A 15,235-nucleotide genomic window follows, 5' to 3' on the forward strand; every position below is an offset into this window, starting at 1 on the left:
CTATTCTCCTTCGAGTTCCTTTTTCAGATCGTGCAGCAGGCTGAGCCGCTGACGTTCGAATTTCCGTACCCACCGTTCGTAGACCTCGTGCAGCGGCACGGGATTGATGAAATGCAGCTTTTCGCGGCCACGCCTGACCGTGCTCACCAGATTGGCGGCCTCCAGGATTTCGAGGTGCTGCGTGGCGGATTGCCGGGCCATATCGAGGTTTTCGCAAAGCTGACCGAGCGTCTGCCCGTTCTTTTCGCAAAGAAGATCAAGCAGCCTTCTGCGTGTCGCGTCGCCCAGCGCTTTGAAAACCTTGTCATCGTCCATCAGTCTCACTCTGTGTGAGGCCATAATATGCAGGTAAATACCTGCATGTCAAATGGCAACTAAACCCGCCGCCCCCACACGGCCGGACCGCGCTTCCGATGAGACGTGCGTGCTATTACAGCCTGCATCGTCCGCTTCGGTATTGCGCCGCAGCGACGCGCAGGGCACTTTGCCCGCGAACGGGCATACGGGGGTTGTTGCATGCGAAACTGGGTCATCAGGTACTGGTATTCATTCTCGATGACCGGCTTGTTGTTGGGCACGCTGTTTTTTGCCGCGTCGCTGACGCCAACCTTGATCCCGCGCAACTACGTCACCCAGGGCGCGCTCTCAGGCTTTTCGGCAGCCGCCGGCTACGGCGTCGGTTTCTTCCTGCGCTGGCTTTGGCGTTATCTCGAACTGCCCGAGCTCAAGTCCCGCGTCTTGCGGGTTTCCAAGCTTGTCGGGGCCATCGCCTGCGGCATGATCGGCCTGGCCTTCCTGTGGCGCGCCGCCGAGTGGCAGAATTCGATCCGCAGCCTGATGAAGCTCGCCCCCGTCGACACCGGCCACCCGCTCGAGGTCGGCGCGATCGCCCTGATCACCTTCATCGTCCTGATCGCGCTGGCCCGCCTGTTCAACGTGACGTTGCACTACGTCTCCGGCAAGCTGCGCCGCTTCGTGCCGACACGCGTCTCCTACGTCATCGGCACCACCCTCGTCGTGCTGCTGTTCTGGTCGGCTGCCGACGGCATCATCTTCCGCTACGGCCTGCGTGTCATGGACAGCTCGTTCCAGCGTCTCGATGCGCTGATGCCGCCCGACACCAAGCAGCCTTCCGATCCAGAAAAGACCGGCAGCGCAGCCTCGCTGGTGCGCTGGCAGGATCTCGGTCGCATGGGCCGCTCCTACATTGCGTCAGGCCCCACCGGCGCCGACATCGGCAGCCTCACCGGCAAACCGGCCAAGCAACCCGTACGCGTTTATGTCGGGCTGCAATCCGCCGAGACAGCCCAGGAGCGCGCCAAGCTCGCCCTGGAGGAACTCAAGCGCGCCGGCGGCTTCGAGCGCTCGACGCTTGTCATCATCACCCCCACCGGCACCGGCTGGGTCGACGAGCAGGCCATCGATCCGATCGAATTCCTGCACAATGGCGACGTCGCCAGCGTCGCCACCCAATATTCCTACCTCGCCAGCTGGATGTCGCTGCTGGTCGAGCCAGGCTATGGCGCCGAGCAGTCGCGCGCGCTCTTCACCGAGATCTATGGCTATTGGCGCACCCTGCCCAAGCAGACGCGGCCGAAACTCTATCTCTTCGGTCTCAGCTTAGGCGCCTTGAGCACCGAGCTTTCCAACGAGCTGTTCGAGGTGCTGGGCGACCCCTATCAGGGCGCGCTGCTGAGCGGCCCGCCTTTTGCCAGCCGCATCTGGCGTTCGATCACCGACGGGCGCAATCCCGGCACGCCCGAATGGCTGCCTGAGTTCCGCGACGGCTCTTATGTCCGCTTCACCGCCCAGAAGAACGCGCTCGACATTCCAGGGGCCGAGTGGGGACCGCTCAGACTTGTCTACCTGCAATATGCCTCCGACCCGATCACCTTCTACGAGACCCACTCGCTCTATCGCGAACCGGACTGGATGAAGACGCCCCGCGGCCCTGACGTGTCGCCCGAACTGCGGTGGTATCCGGTCGTCACCTTCTTGCAGCTGACGCTCGACATCGCCATGGCAACCACCGCCCCGATGGGCTACGGCCACGTCTATGCCGCCGAGCACTATATCGACGCCTGGATGCAGGTCGCCGACATCCAGGGCTGGTCGCCGGACGATATCGCCAGGCTGAAGCAGCATTTCATCGACAAGCGAAAGTGACCGCTTTTCAATACGTCAGCGGATGAGGTCCGCCACCTTGGCACCCAGCGCCTGGACCAGATCGTCCGGACGCATGCGGATCTGCAGCCCCCTTTGGCCGCCATTGAGGTAGACCTCGTCCTCCAGCGTCGCCATCTCCTCGACCGCCGTTGGCACCTGCTTGCGCTGGCCGAAGGGACTGATACCGCCGACCTTGTAACCGGTCAGCCGCTCGGCATCGACGGGCTTCATCATCTGCGCCGACTTGGCGCCGAAGACTGCCGCGACCTTCTTCATGTTGACCTCCTGGTCGGAGGGCACCACCACGCAGGCCGGCTTGCCGTCGACCTCGACCATCAGCGTCTTGAGCACAATGGAGGCGGGCACCCCCATCGCCTCGGCCGCCTGCAGCCCGACGCGGTCGGCACCGGCATCATAGTCATAGGTGGCCACTGCGAAGGGGACACCTGACTTGGCGAGCATCAGCGTGGCGGGCGTGGTCTTGGACATGCCCCGTTTTGCAACAGCGCCCCGGCATTTCGCAAGGGCAGCGGTTGCGGCAATGAGTGGAAAGCGAGCGTAGACCTCGACGAAATGACTGTCGAGCAGCTCTGGTTTTCGACGGCTTATTGCGGCGGTCGAGCAACAGTGCGGCCCACGCTTGCACAGCCGTCCGGTCTCTGCGACAACGACCTCCGACATGTCTGCGGATACCAGCTTTCTCGATTTTCCCGCACATCTGCCCGGTGGCGTGCAACCGCGCATCGTGCTGTTCGGCGCGCCGCATGGCAGCACCTATCCCGGCGCCGATCCTTCAGGTTTCGCCGGCGCCGCCGCCGCCATCCGCGCCGCCAGCCAAGACGATGCGCAATTCCTCGACAGCTGGGACTTCGATCTTGGCGGCCCCCTCTTCGAGGGCCGCGAGCCATGCTGCGTCGATGCCGGCAACCTGCCGACATCGGTCTTTGATAATGCCGGAAATCGCAGGCTGATCGAAGAGAAAACGCGCGCCATCCTCGCGGCCGGAGCCGTTCCGCTGATGATCGGCGGAGATGATTCCGTGCCCATCCCCTTCATCGCCGGCTTTGCCGATCATGGGCCAATCTGGATCTTGCAGATCGACGCCCACATCGACTGGCGCGACGAGCGTTATGGCGAGCCCTTGGGCTATTCCAGCACCATGCGCCGGGCGAGCGAGATGCCACATGTCGCCGGCATCGTACAGGTGGGTATCAGAGGCCCTGGCAGCGCCCGGCCCTTGGAGGTCGAGACCGCCAGGCGCTGGGGCGCGCACCTTGTCACGGCGCGGGAAATCCACGCCGAGGGCATCGAAGCCGCCCTCAGACATATACCTGCTGGCGCGCGCGTGCTCATGACCCTCGACTGCGACGGGCTCGATCCCAGCGTGATGCCGGGCGTCGCCGGCCGCGCACCAGGCGGGCTGACCTATCAGCAGGCGATCGGGCTGATCGAGGGGGTGAGCCAGCGCGGACACCTTGCCGGCTTCGACCTCATTGAATTCCAAACGCACACTGATATCGGCGGCATCACGGCGCTCACAGCTGCGCGCCTTCTCGTCAATGCGATCGGACGCATCGTCAGGCAGGCTTGAACCGGCATGAGGGGCAACCGCTGTGAGCCACGATTGCGACTCACATCATTGGCGTCGATGCACGACCTTCAACGGCTTGGCGCGAAGCCGCCGCCCGAAACGCCCTATAGCGAGCGACAGCCTAGATTGGGCGCAAACCCAATTGACGGCGAATTATATCGACTATGACGCCTGACGGGCACATCGTTCATTTGTCGTGAACACGGAGATGAACGAACCCAGGAGCCGAAAATGTCTGCTACCAACACTTTTCTGGCCACCACTTTCTTTGTTTGCCTCACAATCAATATGCCCTCGATGGCACAGGAGTCACCAAAGCTCCTGCCGATCAAGATTTCCAAAGAGTGTAGCAAATACTCCGGCGAAACACCAAGCTTCTGCACGATAGTAGAATCTGATTTCAAAGAAATACCAGCCGGTACAAAAGTTTTGTACTATGGACCGGTAATCAATAGCCCGCTATTTTCCAGCAGCTCCGTCGTACTCGCGGTGGGGCCTGGCGATTCGGCCGTCGGACACTGCATTGTATACGATACCGCGAGCCCACCCACCGGACATTGCGCATTCTCCGCTGGAAGTGGAACCCTAGCGGGCTTTCAGGCCATCTTGAACGTAACGGTGGATGCCAAGCAGATTTGGCATTGGGATGGTGGCTATCATATTGCGGCGGCGACCAAGTAGAAGCAGTTGCGCAACCGATGTCCATCGTGGATGGGGTCGAGAGCAGGCGCTGTCAGTCACGACTGCGCCTGTGACGTCTTGAGCACGATTGCGCGCGCCCCATCGCTTCGTTGCCGCCTGCGACCCGACGCCATAGGCGGCAACAGAACCGTCAGCCGCGCCGCGCGGCCTCGATCGCGGCGACGTCGATCTTCCTCATCTCCATCATCGCAGCAAAGGCGCGTTTTGCTTCGTCACCACCGACAGCCAGCGCCTCGGTCAGCACGCGCGGGGTGATTTGCCAGGAGATGCCCCATTTGTCCTTGCACCAGCCGCAGTCGCTTTCCTGGCCGCCATTGCCGACGATGGCGTTCCAGTAGCGGTCGGTCTCTTGCTGGTCGTCGGTGGCGATCTGGAACGAGAAGGCTTCGTTGTGTTTGAACATCGGCCCGCCATTGAGGCCAAGACAGGGAATGCCGGCGACCGTGAAGTCGACAGTCAGCACGTCGCCCGTCTTGCCGGACGGGTAGTCGCCGGGAGCGCGGTGAACGGCACTGACCGAACTGTTCGGAAAGGTCTCGGCATAGAAGCGGGCCGCAGCCTCGGCGTCCTTGTCGTACCAGAGACAGATCGTGTTCTTGGCAACTGCCATTGCTCGTCCTCCCGTTTTTGAAGCCATTCCCGCCCGGTTTCGCAATGGCTGAAAGGCTATAGCAGCATCAGGGCTGGGTCGAGCGCCGACGCCATCAGTCCTGACATTACACCACACCCATTGACGAACTCATACCCAATTGGCTATGAGTCATTCATAGTCAATCGGGTATGTGTCATGTCTCAGCTTCAGGACGCCGTGTTCCGCGCACTTTCCGATCCCACGCGCCGCGGGCTGTTCGAGCATCTCTGCCGCGAGGGAGACACATCGGTCGTGGGACTGCTGAGCGAGGCAGGCGTCTCGCAGCCGGTGGTTTCCAAGCATCTCAAGGTCCTGAAGGCAGCCGGGCTTGTGCGCGACCGGCACGAAGGCCGCTACACCTACTACAGCGCCGAACGTGGCGCGCTCAGGACGCTGATCGACTGGACGACCGAGATGTCCGGTTTCTGGAACGACCGCTTCGACGATCTCGACAATCTGCTCAAGAGGATGGACCAATGACCGAAACGATGGAAACGACACGCTCAGTCGTGGTCGAGCGCGAATTCCCCCACCCGCCGGAAAAGCTCTGGCGCGCGCTCACCCAACCCCATCTCATCGCCGAATGGCTGATGAACAACGATTTCGCGCCCGAGGCCGGCCGCCGCTTCACCTTGTCTGCCGACTGGGGACAGGTCGATTGCGAGGTCGAGACTGTCGAGCCGAACCGCTCGCTCGCCTATCGCTGGGACACCAAGGACTTGCGCAGCATCGTCACCTGGACGCTCGCCCCCACGGCATCAGGCACCAGCCTGCGCATGGAGCAGCGCGGTTTTACCACCGCCCAGAAGTCCTACTTCCAGGGCGCAACCGTCGGCTGGCCGCGCTTCATCGCCGCGCTGGGTGACGTCGTAGCAAAACTGGAGTGACCGTCGCCTCAACCGCACCGTCAATCGAACTCCGGGAACATTGCAATGAACTCAGTGATCCGCACCGTCCATCGCTGGACCTCGCTCGTCTTCAGCCTGATCGTCGCATCGATCTTTGCCGGCATGGCCCTCACCACCCTGCCCGAGTGGTTCTACTACCTGCCTCTGCCGCCGCTCGCCGTACTGATCCCGACCGGCATCTACATGTTCTTCCTGCCCTATGTCGGCGGCCGGCAGGACGCTTTGCCGACTGCAAAGGGCCACGCCTGATGGCCAAGGATGCGGCACCCAAGCTGCTGTCAGGCGGCAACCCGCAGATCGCGATGGGCTACGGCGACGCCGTCGTCCAGGCCTATATCGCCGCCATGCCAGGCTGGAAGAGCGACGTAGGCCGCCGCCTCGACGCGCTGATCTCCGAAGCGGTTCCCGGTGTCGCCAAGGCGGTAAAGTGGAACTCGCCTTTTTACGGCGTGCAGGAAGGCATCTGGTTCCTCGGCTTCCACTGCCTGACCAAATACGTCAAGGTCGCGTTCTTCAAGGGCGCATCCCTCTCGCCGCTACCGCCTGGAACCTCGAAGCAGGCCGACGTGCGCTATCTCGACATCTACGAAGACCGCCCGTTCGACGAGCGGCAATTCGCCGATTGGGTCAAACAGGCAAGTGCACTGCCTGGCGAAAAAATGTGAGGCGATCCGATCCAACAGCCGCCATTGCTCAATGGGCCAATCGAGAGCTTGCCTTTTCACGAACGAGGTCGGCCGAAACCATCATCTGCGAGAGTTGCGCTACCGTTGTAGCGGGCTTCCAGTCCAGTATCCGCCCTGCCTTTTCAGGGCTGCCGAGCAGGAGATCGACCTCCGAAGGCCGGCGGAATGCCGGATCGATATGGACAAGCTGGCGCTTGGTCTCGGAGCATCGGCCCACTTCATTGTCCCCGGTCCCAACCCAATCAAGATCGATCCCAGCCGCCGCAAAGGATTGGGTGGCAAAATCCCGCACGGTCGTGGTGACACCCGTTGCGAGAATGAAGGTATTGGGCTCCTCCGCCTGGAGCATGCGCCACATGCCGTCGACGAACTCGCCGGCAAATCCCCAGTCGCGCTTGGAGTCGAGATTGCCCAGCGTCATGCTGGATTGCAGGCCAAGGCGGATACGGGCGGCGCCAACACTGATCTTGCGTGTCACGAATTCCTGACCCCGCAACGGCGACTCGTGATTGAACAGGATGCCGGAGCTCGCAAAGATGCCATAGGACTCCCGGTAATTCACCGCGGACCAGTGGCCGAACAGCTTGGCCACGCCATAGGGACTCCTGGGGTAGAAGGGCGTCTCTTCAGTTTGGGGGACCGCCTGGACCTTGCCGAACATCTCGGCGGACGAAGCCTGGTAGACCCTGATCTTCGGATTGACGGTGCGCACTGCTTCCAGGAGCTGCAAGGCGCCTACGGCGGATATCTGCGCCGTCAGCGTCGGCTCCTTGAAGGATACGGCCACGTGGCTCTGGCCTGCCAGATTGTAGACTTCGTCGGGTTCGGTGGCCGTGAGCGCGCGGATGTTCGAGCCGAGATCCGTCAGATCGTGCTCGACGAAGGAGAAGTTCTCGTGGTCGGCTACCTTGAGTTCAATAAGACGCCAGAAGTTATGCGTGCTCGTTCTGCGGTGCCCACCGAAGACCCGGTAGCCCTTATTGAGCAGATGCTTGGTGAGATAGGCTCCGTCCTGTCCCGTTATACCTGTCACGAAGGCACGCTTCATTGTCCGCCCTTTCCTTCACGCCTTCATTTGCGCGGCTATGTGCCTGCCATTTGGCCATGACCAGATCCTTGAATTCGCTCCGGAAGCGAGCAATGGAAAATCGCTCGGCATGCCGACGAATGGTCGCCGGATCGAACGTGATCGTGGAGCTTTCGAACTTGGCGACCACATCGCATACGGCCTGAGTGCTTTGCTCCCAGAAATGCAGGCCGGTCACGCCGTCAATGACGGTCTCCGAAGCGCCCCCGCGTCCGAACGCAAGCACAGGCGTGCCACAGGCCTGGGCTTCCAGCGGGGTGATGCCGAAATCTTCCTCCGCCATGAAAATGAAGGCCTTCGCCTCCTGCATATGCTTGAGCAGGACGCTGTCGGGCTGATAGCCGAGGACGGAGACATTGGGGCCGGCCTTTCTCAAGGCGTCCTTGTATTGCGGCCCATCGCCGATCACGACCAGCTTCTTGTCCGGCATCTGCCGGAAGGCCTCGATGATCAGCGGAATCTTCTTGTAGGGCACCATGCGTGAAGAGGTGAAATAATAGTCGCCCTTCGTGTCGCCGATCTGGAAATACTTCGTATCCACGCCGGGATAAATAACGTCCGAGTTTCTCCGGTAAGCCTTCCAGATACGACGCCCGATATATTGCGAACAGGCAATGAAATGGTCGACGCCATTTGCGGTCCGGGTGTCCCAGATCCGGGCCTTGTGCAGCACCGCCCTGGCTATGACACCCCGAGGCCTGCCATCGAAATGTTGTTCCCTGAGGTATTGATGCTGCAGATCCCAAGCATATCGCATCGGCGTGTAGCAGTAGCAGATATGGAGTTGATCCGGACCAGTGATCACCCCTTTGGCAACAGCATGGCTGTTTGAAACAACAATATCATAGCCTGACAAATCGAATTGCTCGACGGCAATCGACATCAAAGGAAAGAAATACCTGTATATGCGGGATAACGCCTTGAACCTTTGTAGAAAGCTTGTCCGAAAAGCCTTTCCCATAAAGTGCGACTTGTACCGCCCCTCGCTGAAATCCACCAAGCAGAACAAGTCCGCTTCCGGGAAATCCTTGAGCATCTCAGAGAGTACTTTCTCGGAACCGGCATAGGTTACGAGCCACTCATGTACGAAAGCGATCCGCATCTCAAAACCCCAGCGCTTCGTTGCGAGTGCAGCATGAGTCCCACCTGAATGGTGACCCTCGCATCATGGGGTCGGGTATTGGAAGCTGACCTTTTTGGACATGCTTCGCTGCGCGCTACTACTTTCGAAGCTGTTGTTGAAATGAGCTGGTACGGCAGCCTTGGCAAATCCAGGGCCTGCTGGCCGCATGCGGCGGCGCGAACGCTACGCCGGCTGCACCTCGATCGTCACATGCGACAGGTCGTGGATATGGGCCAGCCTCGACTTGTAGGCATCTGGCGTCGCCGGCGCGCTCGACTTGAGCGACACGATCGCGGCGTGATGGCCGGGCCCCACCTGCCAGACATGCAGGTCGGTGATCACGTCCTTGTCCGACTGCACCGCCTCGCGGATCTCCGCCGGCAGGTCCTCGCCCACCGGTGTGTAATCGACAAGCACGCGACCGGCGTCGCGGATCAGCGTCCACGACCAGCGCGCGATGACAAGCGCTCCCACGATGCCGATCAGCGGGTCGAGCCACAGCCAGCCATAGATCGCCCCCGCGATCAACGCGCCGATCGCCAGCACCGAGGTCAGCGCGTCGGCCAGCACATGCACATAAGCGGCGCGCAGATTGTTGTCGTGCCCGCCATGGCTGTGACCATGGTCATGCTGATGGCCATGGTCGCCGTCATGCAGCAGCCAAGCGCTGGCAAGGTTCACCGCAAGCCCAGCCACCGCAATCATGATCGCCTCGCGGAAATTGATATGCACCGGGGCAAACAGCCGGCCAACGCTTTCCCAGCCGATCAGGATCGCCACGATCGCCAGGATCACCGCACTGGCAAAAGCCGCGAGGTCGCCGATCTTGCCGGTGCCGAAGGTAAAACGCGGATTATGCGCCTGCCGGCGCGCAAAGACATAGGCAAGGGCTGCGATCAGCATCGCTGCCGCGTGCGTCGACATGTGCCAGCCATCGGCCACCAGCGCCATCGAGCCGTAGATCGTGCCGGCCACGATCTCCACCACCATCATCGTTGTCGCCAGCGCGATGACGAACATCGTGCGTCGCGCGTTGCGGTCGTGGCGGTCGCCCAAAAAGACGTGTTCATGCGCCGCGGCGAACGTAGCGTGCGGATGATCATGGTGGTCATGGTGGTCATGCCCGTGCGGATGTGGATGGGCGTGGGTCATTTCAAATAGGTCCTGATGACATCGATCAGCTCTTCGCCGCCGCGCTGGCGTTCCCTTGGGTCGGCCGGTTCGAGCACGTGGTCGCGCATATGATCTTCCATCAGCTCCGCCGTCAGCCCACCGACAGCACCGCGCACGGACGCCACCAGCTGCAGCACGTCGGCACAGCCAAGCTCAGCCTCGAGCGCGCGTTCGACCGCCTCGACCTGGCCCTTGATGCGTCGCACCCGCGCCAAAAGCTTGGCCTTTTCCTTGATGACATGCGACATCGCCGGCTCCTATAATATAGGGGGGTACCCTATATCTTCGAAACCGCGTTTGCAATGACGTGGCGTAGCGGTCCTCCCTCCCCCTTGTGGGGAGGGATCGAGGGTGGGGGTAAAACGAGAAGCACCGAAGCTGGCATCAGCCCCACCCCTAACCCCTCCCCACAAGGGGGAGGGGCAAAGCGCCCGCCCGTTGACCCCACCGCCCCTTCCCGCCACTGTCGCGACTGGATTCGGCAAAAATGGCAGGAGCGCTCCATGAAGCTCGACGGCAAGACGGCGATCATCACGGGCGGTGCCAGGGGCATCGGCTATGCCATTGCCGAGCGCTTCCTCAACGAAGGCGCGCGCGTGGTCATCGCCGACATCGAGCAGGAGCAAGGTGTTGCCGCCGAGCGCGACCTCGCAAAGCTCGGCCAGGCGCGTTTCGTCCGCGCCGACGTCGGCAAGCGCCTCGACGTCCACAACCTTGTCGCCTCCACCATCGATGCCTTCGGCGACGTCGACATCCTGGTCAACAATGCCGGCATCACCCATCAGGCGGACTTCCTCGATGTCACCGAAGACGACTTCGATCACGTGCTGCGCGTCAACCTCAAGGGCGCCTTCCTCGCGGGTCAGGCGGTGGCGCGTTTCATGGTCGACAAGGTCAAGTCGGGCGGCGCGCCCGGCGCCATCATCAACATGTCTTCGATCAATGCCGTCGTCGCCATCGCCGACCAGGTGCCTTATGCCGTGTCCAAGGGCGGCATAACCCAGCTGACAACGGTCATGGCGCTGGGGCTTGCGCCCTATGGCATCCGCGTCAATGCCATCGGCCCCGGCTCGATCTCCACCGACATGCTGGCCCGCGCCAAGGCCGACCCGGCGGCGAAAGCCCGCATGCTTTCGCGCACCCCGCTCGGACGCATCGGCGAGCCCGAGGAGATCGCCGCCATTGCCGCTTTCCTCGCCTCCGACGACGCCAGCTACATCACCGGCCAGACCATTTTCGCCGATGGCGGCCGGCTCGCGCTCAACTACACGGTTCCCGTCAAAGGCTGACCAAGGTGGCAAGGTGCATTGAAATTCAGGTCAGGCCGAGCCGAAAATGGCGGGGGCCGAGAACCGGAACGGAGCGTACATCCGGGTACGTGAGCACCGGAAGCGCAGGAAGCTGCCATTTGCAGGCCGGCCTCACCTGAATCGCAAGACACCGGCCAGCTCCTGACAGACTGCTGTCAGGAGGGCTGTGCGATACTCCTCCCATTCAAGATAAGGAGGAGCCGTCATGAACACCTTCACGCCTGACATTTTTCGCGCCATCAGGCACTATGCTGGCAAGGTCAGGACCATGCACAATGAGATCCGCACCCAACGCTTTATGAACGCGCTGCCCAACGATATCCGCAAGGACATCGGCTGGCCCGACCGCTTCATGTCGCGCGGCAGCGACCGCAACTGACCCCAAAGCCTGACACGAGGACACTCCATGACCGCCTCCAAAACCATCGGCGTCTTGTTCATCGAAGGTTATGCCGACTGGGAATACGGCCTGCTTGCCGCATCGGCGGTCGAATGGTTCGGCGCCCGTGCTGTCGCGATTTCGCCTCATGCCTCGCCGCTGACCTCGATCGCCGGCTTCAGCCTCACCGCCAAGCGCAGCGCCAATCCGGCGGAAAACCAGGATCTCGACGCTGTCGCGGTCATCGGTTCGGATGGTTGGGCCGACAAAGGCGCCCCCGACGTCTCGCCACTGCTCAAGGCGGTCGCCGGGCGTGGCGGCGTGGTCGGTGGCATCTGTGCCGGCACGCTGGCGCTCGCCCGCGCTGGCCTGTTCGAAGGCGTCAGCCACACCAGCAACGGTCGCGACTGGATCCTTCGCCACGAGCCGATCTATGCCGGTGCTGCGAATTACCAGGATGTGCCGCACGCCGTTGCCGACAAGAAGATCGTCTCCGCACCAGGCTCGGCGCCGGGCACTTTCGCGACGGCCTTCCTTCAAACGCTATATCCAGAGCAGGGCGACCAGATCGGCGAGATGCGCGCCATGTTCGCTCGCGAGCATGCCATGGTCGCGCGCGAGCATGGTGACGCCTCCTGACAATACGCTGTCAGGAGCCCTATGCAATGATAGGATGAACAGTTCCGCGTTGCGCCCTTGAGGATGTGGCATGAAAAGCTGGACGGACAAGCTCAACACGCCAGGCAGCAACGGCATCAAGCCGTCGCCGCGCAGCTTTTCGGATATCGTTGAAGGCCAGTCGATGCTTGTGCCCACCGCGCGGCAGGTCGACGACTTCATCCGCACCATCCCCGAGGGGGTGCATCTCGATGTGCGCACGCTACGCCGGGAGCTGGCGCGCCACCATGGGGCCGAGGTCACCTGTCCGGTGACCATCGGCTACCATCTGCGAACGGTGGCGGAAGCTGCCAACGAAGACATCGCGCGCGGTGCGCCGATGACCGCCATCACGCCTTTCTGGCGTGTGCTCGACAAGACGACGCCCACCACGGGCAAGCTTTCATTTGGCCAGGATTTCGGCGCCACCCAGCGCCGGCGCGAAGGCCTTCCCGACTAGCTTTTTGACTTTGCGCATTGTCACCGACGCCAAGCGCCCCCACTTGGCTAAGAACAGCGCGAGACTTTGAGGGGTTTTCGATGAGACGCGCCGACAGGCTGTTCCAGATCGTACAGCATCTCCGCGGTGGCCGGCTGGTCACCGCGCATAAGTTGGGCGCGTGGCTCGAGGTTTCCGAGCGCACGATCTATCGCGACATCGCCGACCTGCAATCGACGGGTGTGCCGATCGATGGCGAGGCTGGCGTGGGCTATATGATGAGGGAGGGTTTCGACCTTCCGCCGCTGATGTTCACACGAGATGAAATCGTAGCTTTGGTTGCCGGCGCTCGCATGGTCCGCGCCTTTGGCGGTGCCGCCATGGCGCGTGCCGCCGACGAGGCGCTGGTCAAGATCGGCGCGGTGCTGCCCGATTCGGAAAAGGACCGCATCGCCCGTACCGAAATCCACGCGCCGATGTGGGTGGTCTCCGATGCCGACCGCGAGGCGATCGACCTCATCGAGCGCGCCGTCGAAAAGCGCCAGGTGCTCAAGCTCGATTACAGCGACGAAGCCGGCAGCGGTTCGGCGCGCGAAGTGCGCCCGCTCGGCCTGTGGTTCTGGGGCAAGGTCTGGACGCTGATCGCCTGGTGCGAAATGCGCAACGATTTCCGCGCCTTCCGCATCGACCGCATTTCTTCGGTCGCCCTGGCCAGCCGCACCTTCAAGCCCGAGCGCGGCAAGCTTTTGGTCGACTATTACCGCAGTGTCGAACGCAGCGAATCCTTCGGCAACCCTGATCGCAATTTCCGCGGCTGACGCATCCTCCCATCGTCAGTCCCGCTGAGCTGGCCCGGCCCAAAGCCGGGCCTTTTTTCTGCTGACCCAATCATCACACGAAACAAGGCCTTGAAATTGAATGACTTCGCGGTCAGTGAGCAGGACACATGACCAGAGGGGTATCGTGCATGGAAATGGACATCAGTGAGATCAACGGCGCTTGCCACTGCGGGACCGTCCGTCTGCGCGTGCGATTGAGCGACGGTCTCAGAACGGCCCGCCGCTGCACCTGTTCCTACTGCCGCATGAAGGGCGCTGTCGCCGTCTCCGCCGATCTTGGCGGCGTCGACGTCGTTGAGGGCGCAGATGCACTGACCATCTACCAGTTCAACACGATGGCGGCGAAGCATTACTTCTGCTCGAAATGCGGCATCTACACCCATCACCAGCGGCGTTCGAACCAGAACCAATACGGCGTCAATGCAGCTTGCCTTGAGGGCATCAGCCCGTTCGACTTCACCGAGATCCCCGTCATGGACGGCATCAACCACCCATCCGATCAGAAGGGCGGCGCTACCGGGTCAGGAATCGCCGGCACGCTGAAATTCATCGCCAGCGAATAGGCTGGTTGTAACGCGGCGCCAGCGGCCGGACATATCCTGCCGCTCAGCGTTGCCTGCTTGCCTTCACAGCCCAGGCCCGCGCGACCAGGCTGATCGGCCCGGTCGATCCAAGGCGCTCGGCAAGCCGCGCCTTGAGCTTCGCCCTATCTTCTTCGGTCAGGCTCATGCAATAGCCGGGGGCTGGGCCTGAGCCGAGCGTGAACGGCTGCCAGAACGCCTCGAAATCCTCAAACCGCGTTTCGATCTCGATCGGCGCGATAACAATTTCGCGCAATCCGGCTTGCTGGACGAGACCCACCAAACCGTCTTTGGTGCAAAACGGAAACCGCTTGCCCTCACTGAGCGTTTCCACGTTCGGGTCGATGTCCATGGCAGCCTTCCAGAACTGGTTGATGAAACCGATGCCGCCGCCGGGATAGTCCCAGACATAAAACGACAGCAGCCCGTCAGGCTTGAGCACCCTTTGCATCTCGGCCAGTGCTGACGGCCTGTCGGGAATGAAGTTGAACACCAGTGCTGACGCAACGACATCAATGCTTCCGGCTTCAGCCGGAAGCTTGAGCGCATCCGCCACCTCGAACCTCGCGCGGCCATCCTTGATCGCTTCGCGGGCATGCGCAATGAAGCCCGCCGACTGGTCGATCGACAGGATCGAACGTGGCGCAGCCCCGGCCAATATGGCTGAGGTCAGCGCACCGGTGCCGCAACCGACTTCAAGCCAATCGGCCGCTCGCGGCGGTGCCAGCCAGGCAACGAACTCCGCCGCCACCAGCCGGCTCCACCGGCCCATATAATGTTCGTAGCTCTTGCCGGCGCTCCAGGCGTCGAATGCATCGGATCCGCTCATCACTGCCACCTCCGGGCATGAGATCGACCTTCTTGCACGTCCCACAATCATGCGCCCGGACCACCGTCCCGACAACCCGCATGCGCCTCAACGCTCGCAATGCTCTTGCAATCTGCAAGCGCCAAACTCGCATG

21 protein-coding genes are annotated in these 15,235 nt (G+C 61.9%); 13 read left to right on the plus strand and 8 right to left on the minus strand.

Going from position 1 to position 15,235, the window contains the following annotated elements; genetic code table 11:
• Positions 1-315, minus strand: coding sequence for an ArsR/SmtB family transcription factor (locus AC1DLV_RS10540; protein ID WP_476785690.1), 315 nt, complete (start codon positions 313-315; stop codon positions 1-3).
• A 201-nt stretch (positions 316-516) separates the two neighbouring features.
• On the opposite strand from AC1DLV_RS10540, the gene AC1DLV_RS10545 reads away from it, so the two are divergent.
• A complete protein-coding gene (locus AC1DLV_RS10545; RefSeq protein ID WP_476799475.1) occupies positions 517-2,166 on the plus strand; it encodes an alpha/beta hydrolase in 1,650 nt (549 codons plus the stop codon).
• 15 nt (positions 2,167-2,181) lie between these two features.
• Here AC1DLV_RS10545 and ybaK read toward each other — a convergent pair whose 3' ends face one another.
• Complete coding sequence (gene ybaK, locus AC1DLV_RS10550) at positions 2,182-2,655, minus strand: Cys-tRNA(Pro) deacylase (protein WP_476799476.1); 474 nt, start codon at positions 2,653-2,655, stop codon at positions 2,182-2,184.
• A gap of 190 nt (positions 2,656-2,845) precedes the next feature.
• Between ybaK and AC1DLV_RS10555 the strand changes: the two genes are divergently transcribed.
• Complete coding sequence (locus AC1DLV_RS10555) at positions 2,846-3,757, plus strand: arginase family protein (RefSeq protein WP_476799477.1); 912 nt, start codon at positions 2,846-2,848, stop codon at positions 3,755-3,757.
• A gap of 231 nt (positions 3,758-3,988) precedes the next feature.
• Positions 3,989-4,438, plus strand: a complete 450-nt coding sequence (locus AC1DLV_RS10560; protein WP_476799478.1) for a hypothetical protein — start codon at positions 3,989-3,991, stop codon at positions 4,436-4,438.
• A gap of 151 nt (positions 4,439-4,589) precedes the next feature.
• On the opposite strand, the gene AC1DLV_RS10565 is transcribed toward AC1DLV_RS10560, so the two are convergent.
• Positions 4,590-5,069 carry a VOC family protein gene (locus AC1DLV_RS10565; protein ID WP_476799479.1) on the minus strand — a complete coding sequence of 160 codons (480 nt, stop codon included), beginning with the start codon at positions 5,067-5,069 and terminating at the stop codon, positions 4,590-4,592.
• Positions 5,070-5,246: 177 nt separating this feature from the next.
• Here AC1DLV_RS10565 and AC1DLV_RS10570 point away from each other — a divergent pair, with 177 nt between their 5' ends.
• From AC1DLV_RS10570 to AC1DLV_RS10585, 4 genes are read left to right on the plus strand one after another with little or no spacing between them, the layout of a single operon-like run.
• Positions 5,247-5,570: an ArsR/SmtB family transcription factor gene (locus AC1DLV_RS10570; RefSeq protein ID WP_476799480.1), complete on the plus strand. Its 324-nt coding sequence runs from the start codon at positions 5,247-5,249 to the stop codon at positions 5,568-5,570.
• Complete coding sequence (locus AC1DLV_RS10575; protein WP_476799481.1) at positions 5,567-5,977, plus strand: SRPBCC family protein; 411 nt, start codon at positions 5,567-5,569, stop codon at positions 5,975-5,977. Before AC1DLV_RS10570 ends, AC1DLV_RS10575 begins: the two co-directional genes overlap by 4 nt.
• Positions 5,978-6,022: 45 nt before the next feature.
• Positions 6,023-6,247, plus strand: coding sequence for a hypothetical protein (locus tag AC1DLV_RS10580; RefSeq protein WP_476836161.1), 225 nt, complete (start codon positions 6,023-6,025; stop codon positions 6,245-6,247).
• A complete protein-coding gene (locus AC1DLV_RS10585) occupies positions 6,247-6,663 on the plus strand; it encodes a DUF1801 domain-containing protein (protein WP_476799483.1) in 417 nt (138 codons plus the stop codon). The genes AC1DLV_RS10580 and AC1DLV_RS10585 overlap by 1 nt, the downstream gene beginning before the upstream one ends.
• A gap of 28 nt (positions 6,664-6,691) precedes the next feature.
• On the opposite strand, the gene gmd is transcribed toward AC1DLV_RS10585, so the two are convergent.
• From gmd to AC1DLV_RS10605, 4 genes are all read right to left on the minus strand, one after another.
• Positions 6,692-7,732: a GDP-mannose 4,6-dehydratase gene (gene gmd, locus AC1DLV_RS10590; protein ID WP_476799484.1), complete on the minus strand. Its 1,041-nt coding sequence runs from the start codon at positions 7,730-7,732 to the stop codon at positions 6,692-6,694.
• The gene (locus tag AC1DLV_RS10595; protein WP_476799485.1) at positions 7,662-8,873 is read right to left on the minus strand and encodes a glycosyltransferase family 4 protein; all 1,212 of its coding nucleotides are present in this window, start codon (positions 8,871-8,873) and stop codon (positions 7,662-7,664) included. Before AC1DLV_RS10595 ends, gmd begins: the two co-directional genes overlap by 71 nt.
• A gap of 204 nt (positions 8,874-9,077) precedes the next feature.
• Positions 9,078-10,046 carry a CDF family Co(II)/Ni(II) efflux transporter DmeF gene (gene dmeF, locus AC1DLV_RS10600; protein WP_476799486.1) on the minus strand — a complete coding sequence of 323 codons (969 nt, stop codon included), beginning with the start codon at positions 10,044-10,046 and terminating at the stop codon, positions 9,078-9,080.
• A complete protein-coding gene (locus AC1DLV_RS10605; RefSeq protein WP_476799487.1) occupies positions 10,043-10,315 on the minus strand; it encodes a metal/formaldehyde-sensitive transcriptional repressor in 273 nt (90 codons plus the stop codon). The genes dmeF and AC1DLV_RS10605 overlap by 4 nt, the downstream gene beginning before the upstream one ends.
• A gap of 255 nt (positions 10,316-10,570) precedes the next feature.
• On the opposite strand from AC1DLV_RS10605, the gene AC1DLV_RS10610 reads away from it, so the two are divergent.
• The 6 genes from AC1DLV_RS10610 (at position 10,571) to AC1DLV_RS10635 (ending at position 14,254) form a co-directional block, all read left to right on the plus strand.
• Positions 10,571-11,356: an SDR family NAD(P)-dependent oxidoreductase gene (locus tag AC1DLV_RS10610; protein ID WP_476799488.1), complete on the plus strand. Its 786-nt coding sequence runs from the start codon at positions 10,571-10,573 to the stop codon at positions 11,354-11,356.
• Between the two features lie 226 nt (positions 11,357-11,582).
• Positions 11,583-11,756 carry a hypothetical protein gene (locus tag AC1DLV_RS10615; protein ID WP_476787250.1) on the plus strand — a complete coding sequence of 58 codons (174 nt, stop codon included), beginning with the start codon at positions 11,583-11,585 and terminating at the stop codon, positions 11,754-11,756.
• A 27-nt stretch (positions 11,757-11,783) separates the two neighbouring features.
• Entirely contained in the window at positions 11,784-12,395 is a 612-nt protein-coding gene (locus AC1DLV_RS10620) for a DJ-1/PfpI family protein (RefSeq protein WP_476799489.1), read from the plus strand.
• A gap of 70 nt (positions 12,396-12,465) precedes the next feature.
• Positions 12,466-12,873, plus strand: a complete 408-nt coding sequence (locus tag AC1DLV_RS10625; protein ID WP_476799490.1) for a hypothetical protein — start codon at positions 12,466-12,468, stop codon at positions 12,871-12,873.
• Between the two features lie 80 nt (positions 12,874-12,953).
• A complete protein-coding gene (locus AC1DLV_RS10630; protein ID WP_476799491.1) occupies positions 12,954-13,670 on the plus strand; it encodes a helix-turn-helix transcriptional regulator in 717 nt (238 codons plus the stop codon).
• 149 nt (positions 13,671-13,819) lie between these two features.
• Positions 13,820-14,254 carry a GFA family protein gene (locus tag AC1DLV_RS10635; RefSeq protein ID WP_476799492.1) on the plus strand — a complete coding sequence of 145 codons (435 nt, stop codon included), beginning with the start codon at positions 13,820-13,822 and terminating at the stop codon, positions 14,252-14,254.
• A 43-nt stretch (positions 14,255-14,297) separates the two neighbouring features.
• On the opposite strand, the gene AC1DLV_RS10640 is transcribed toward AC1DLV_RS10635, so the two are convergent.
• Positions 14,298-15,101 carry a class I SAM-dependent methyltransferase gene (locus AC1DLV_RS10640; protein WP_476799493.1) on the minus strand — a complete coding sequence of 268 codons (804 nt, stop codon included), beginning with the start codon at positions 15,099-15,101 and terminating at the stop codon, positions 14,298-14,300.
• Positions 15,102-15,235 lie beyond the last annotated feature (134 nt).

This window comes from Aminobacter sp. 01T433 (genome assembly GCF_056398585.1).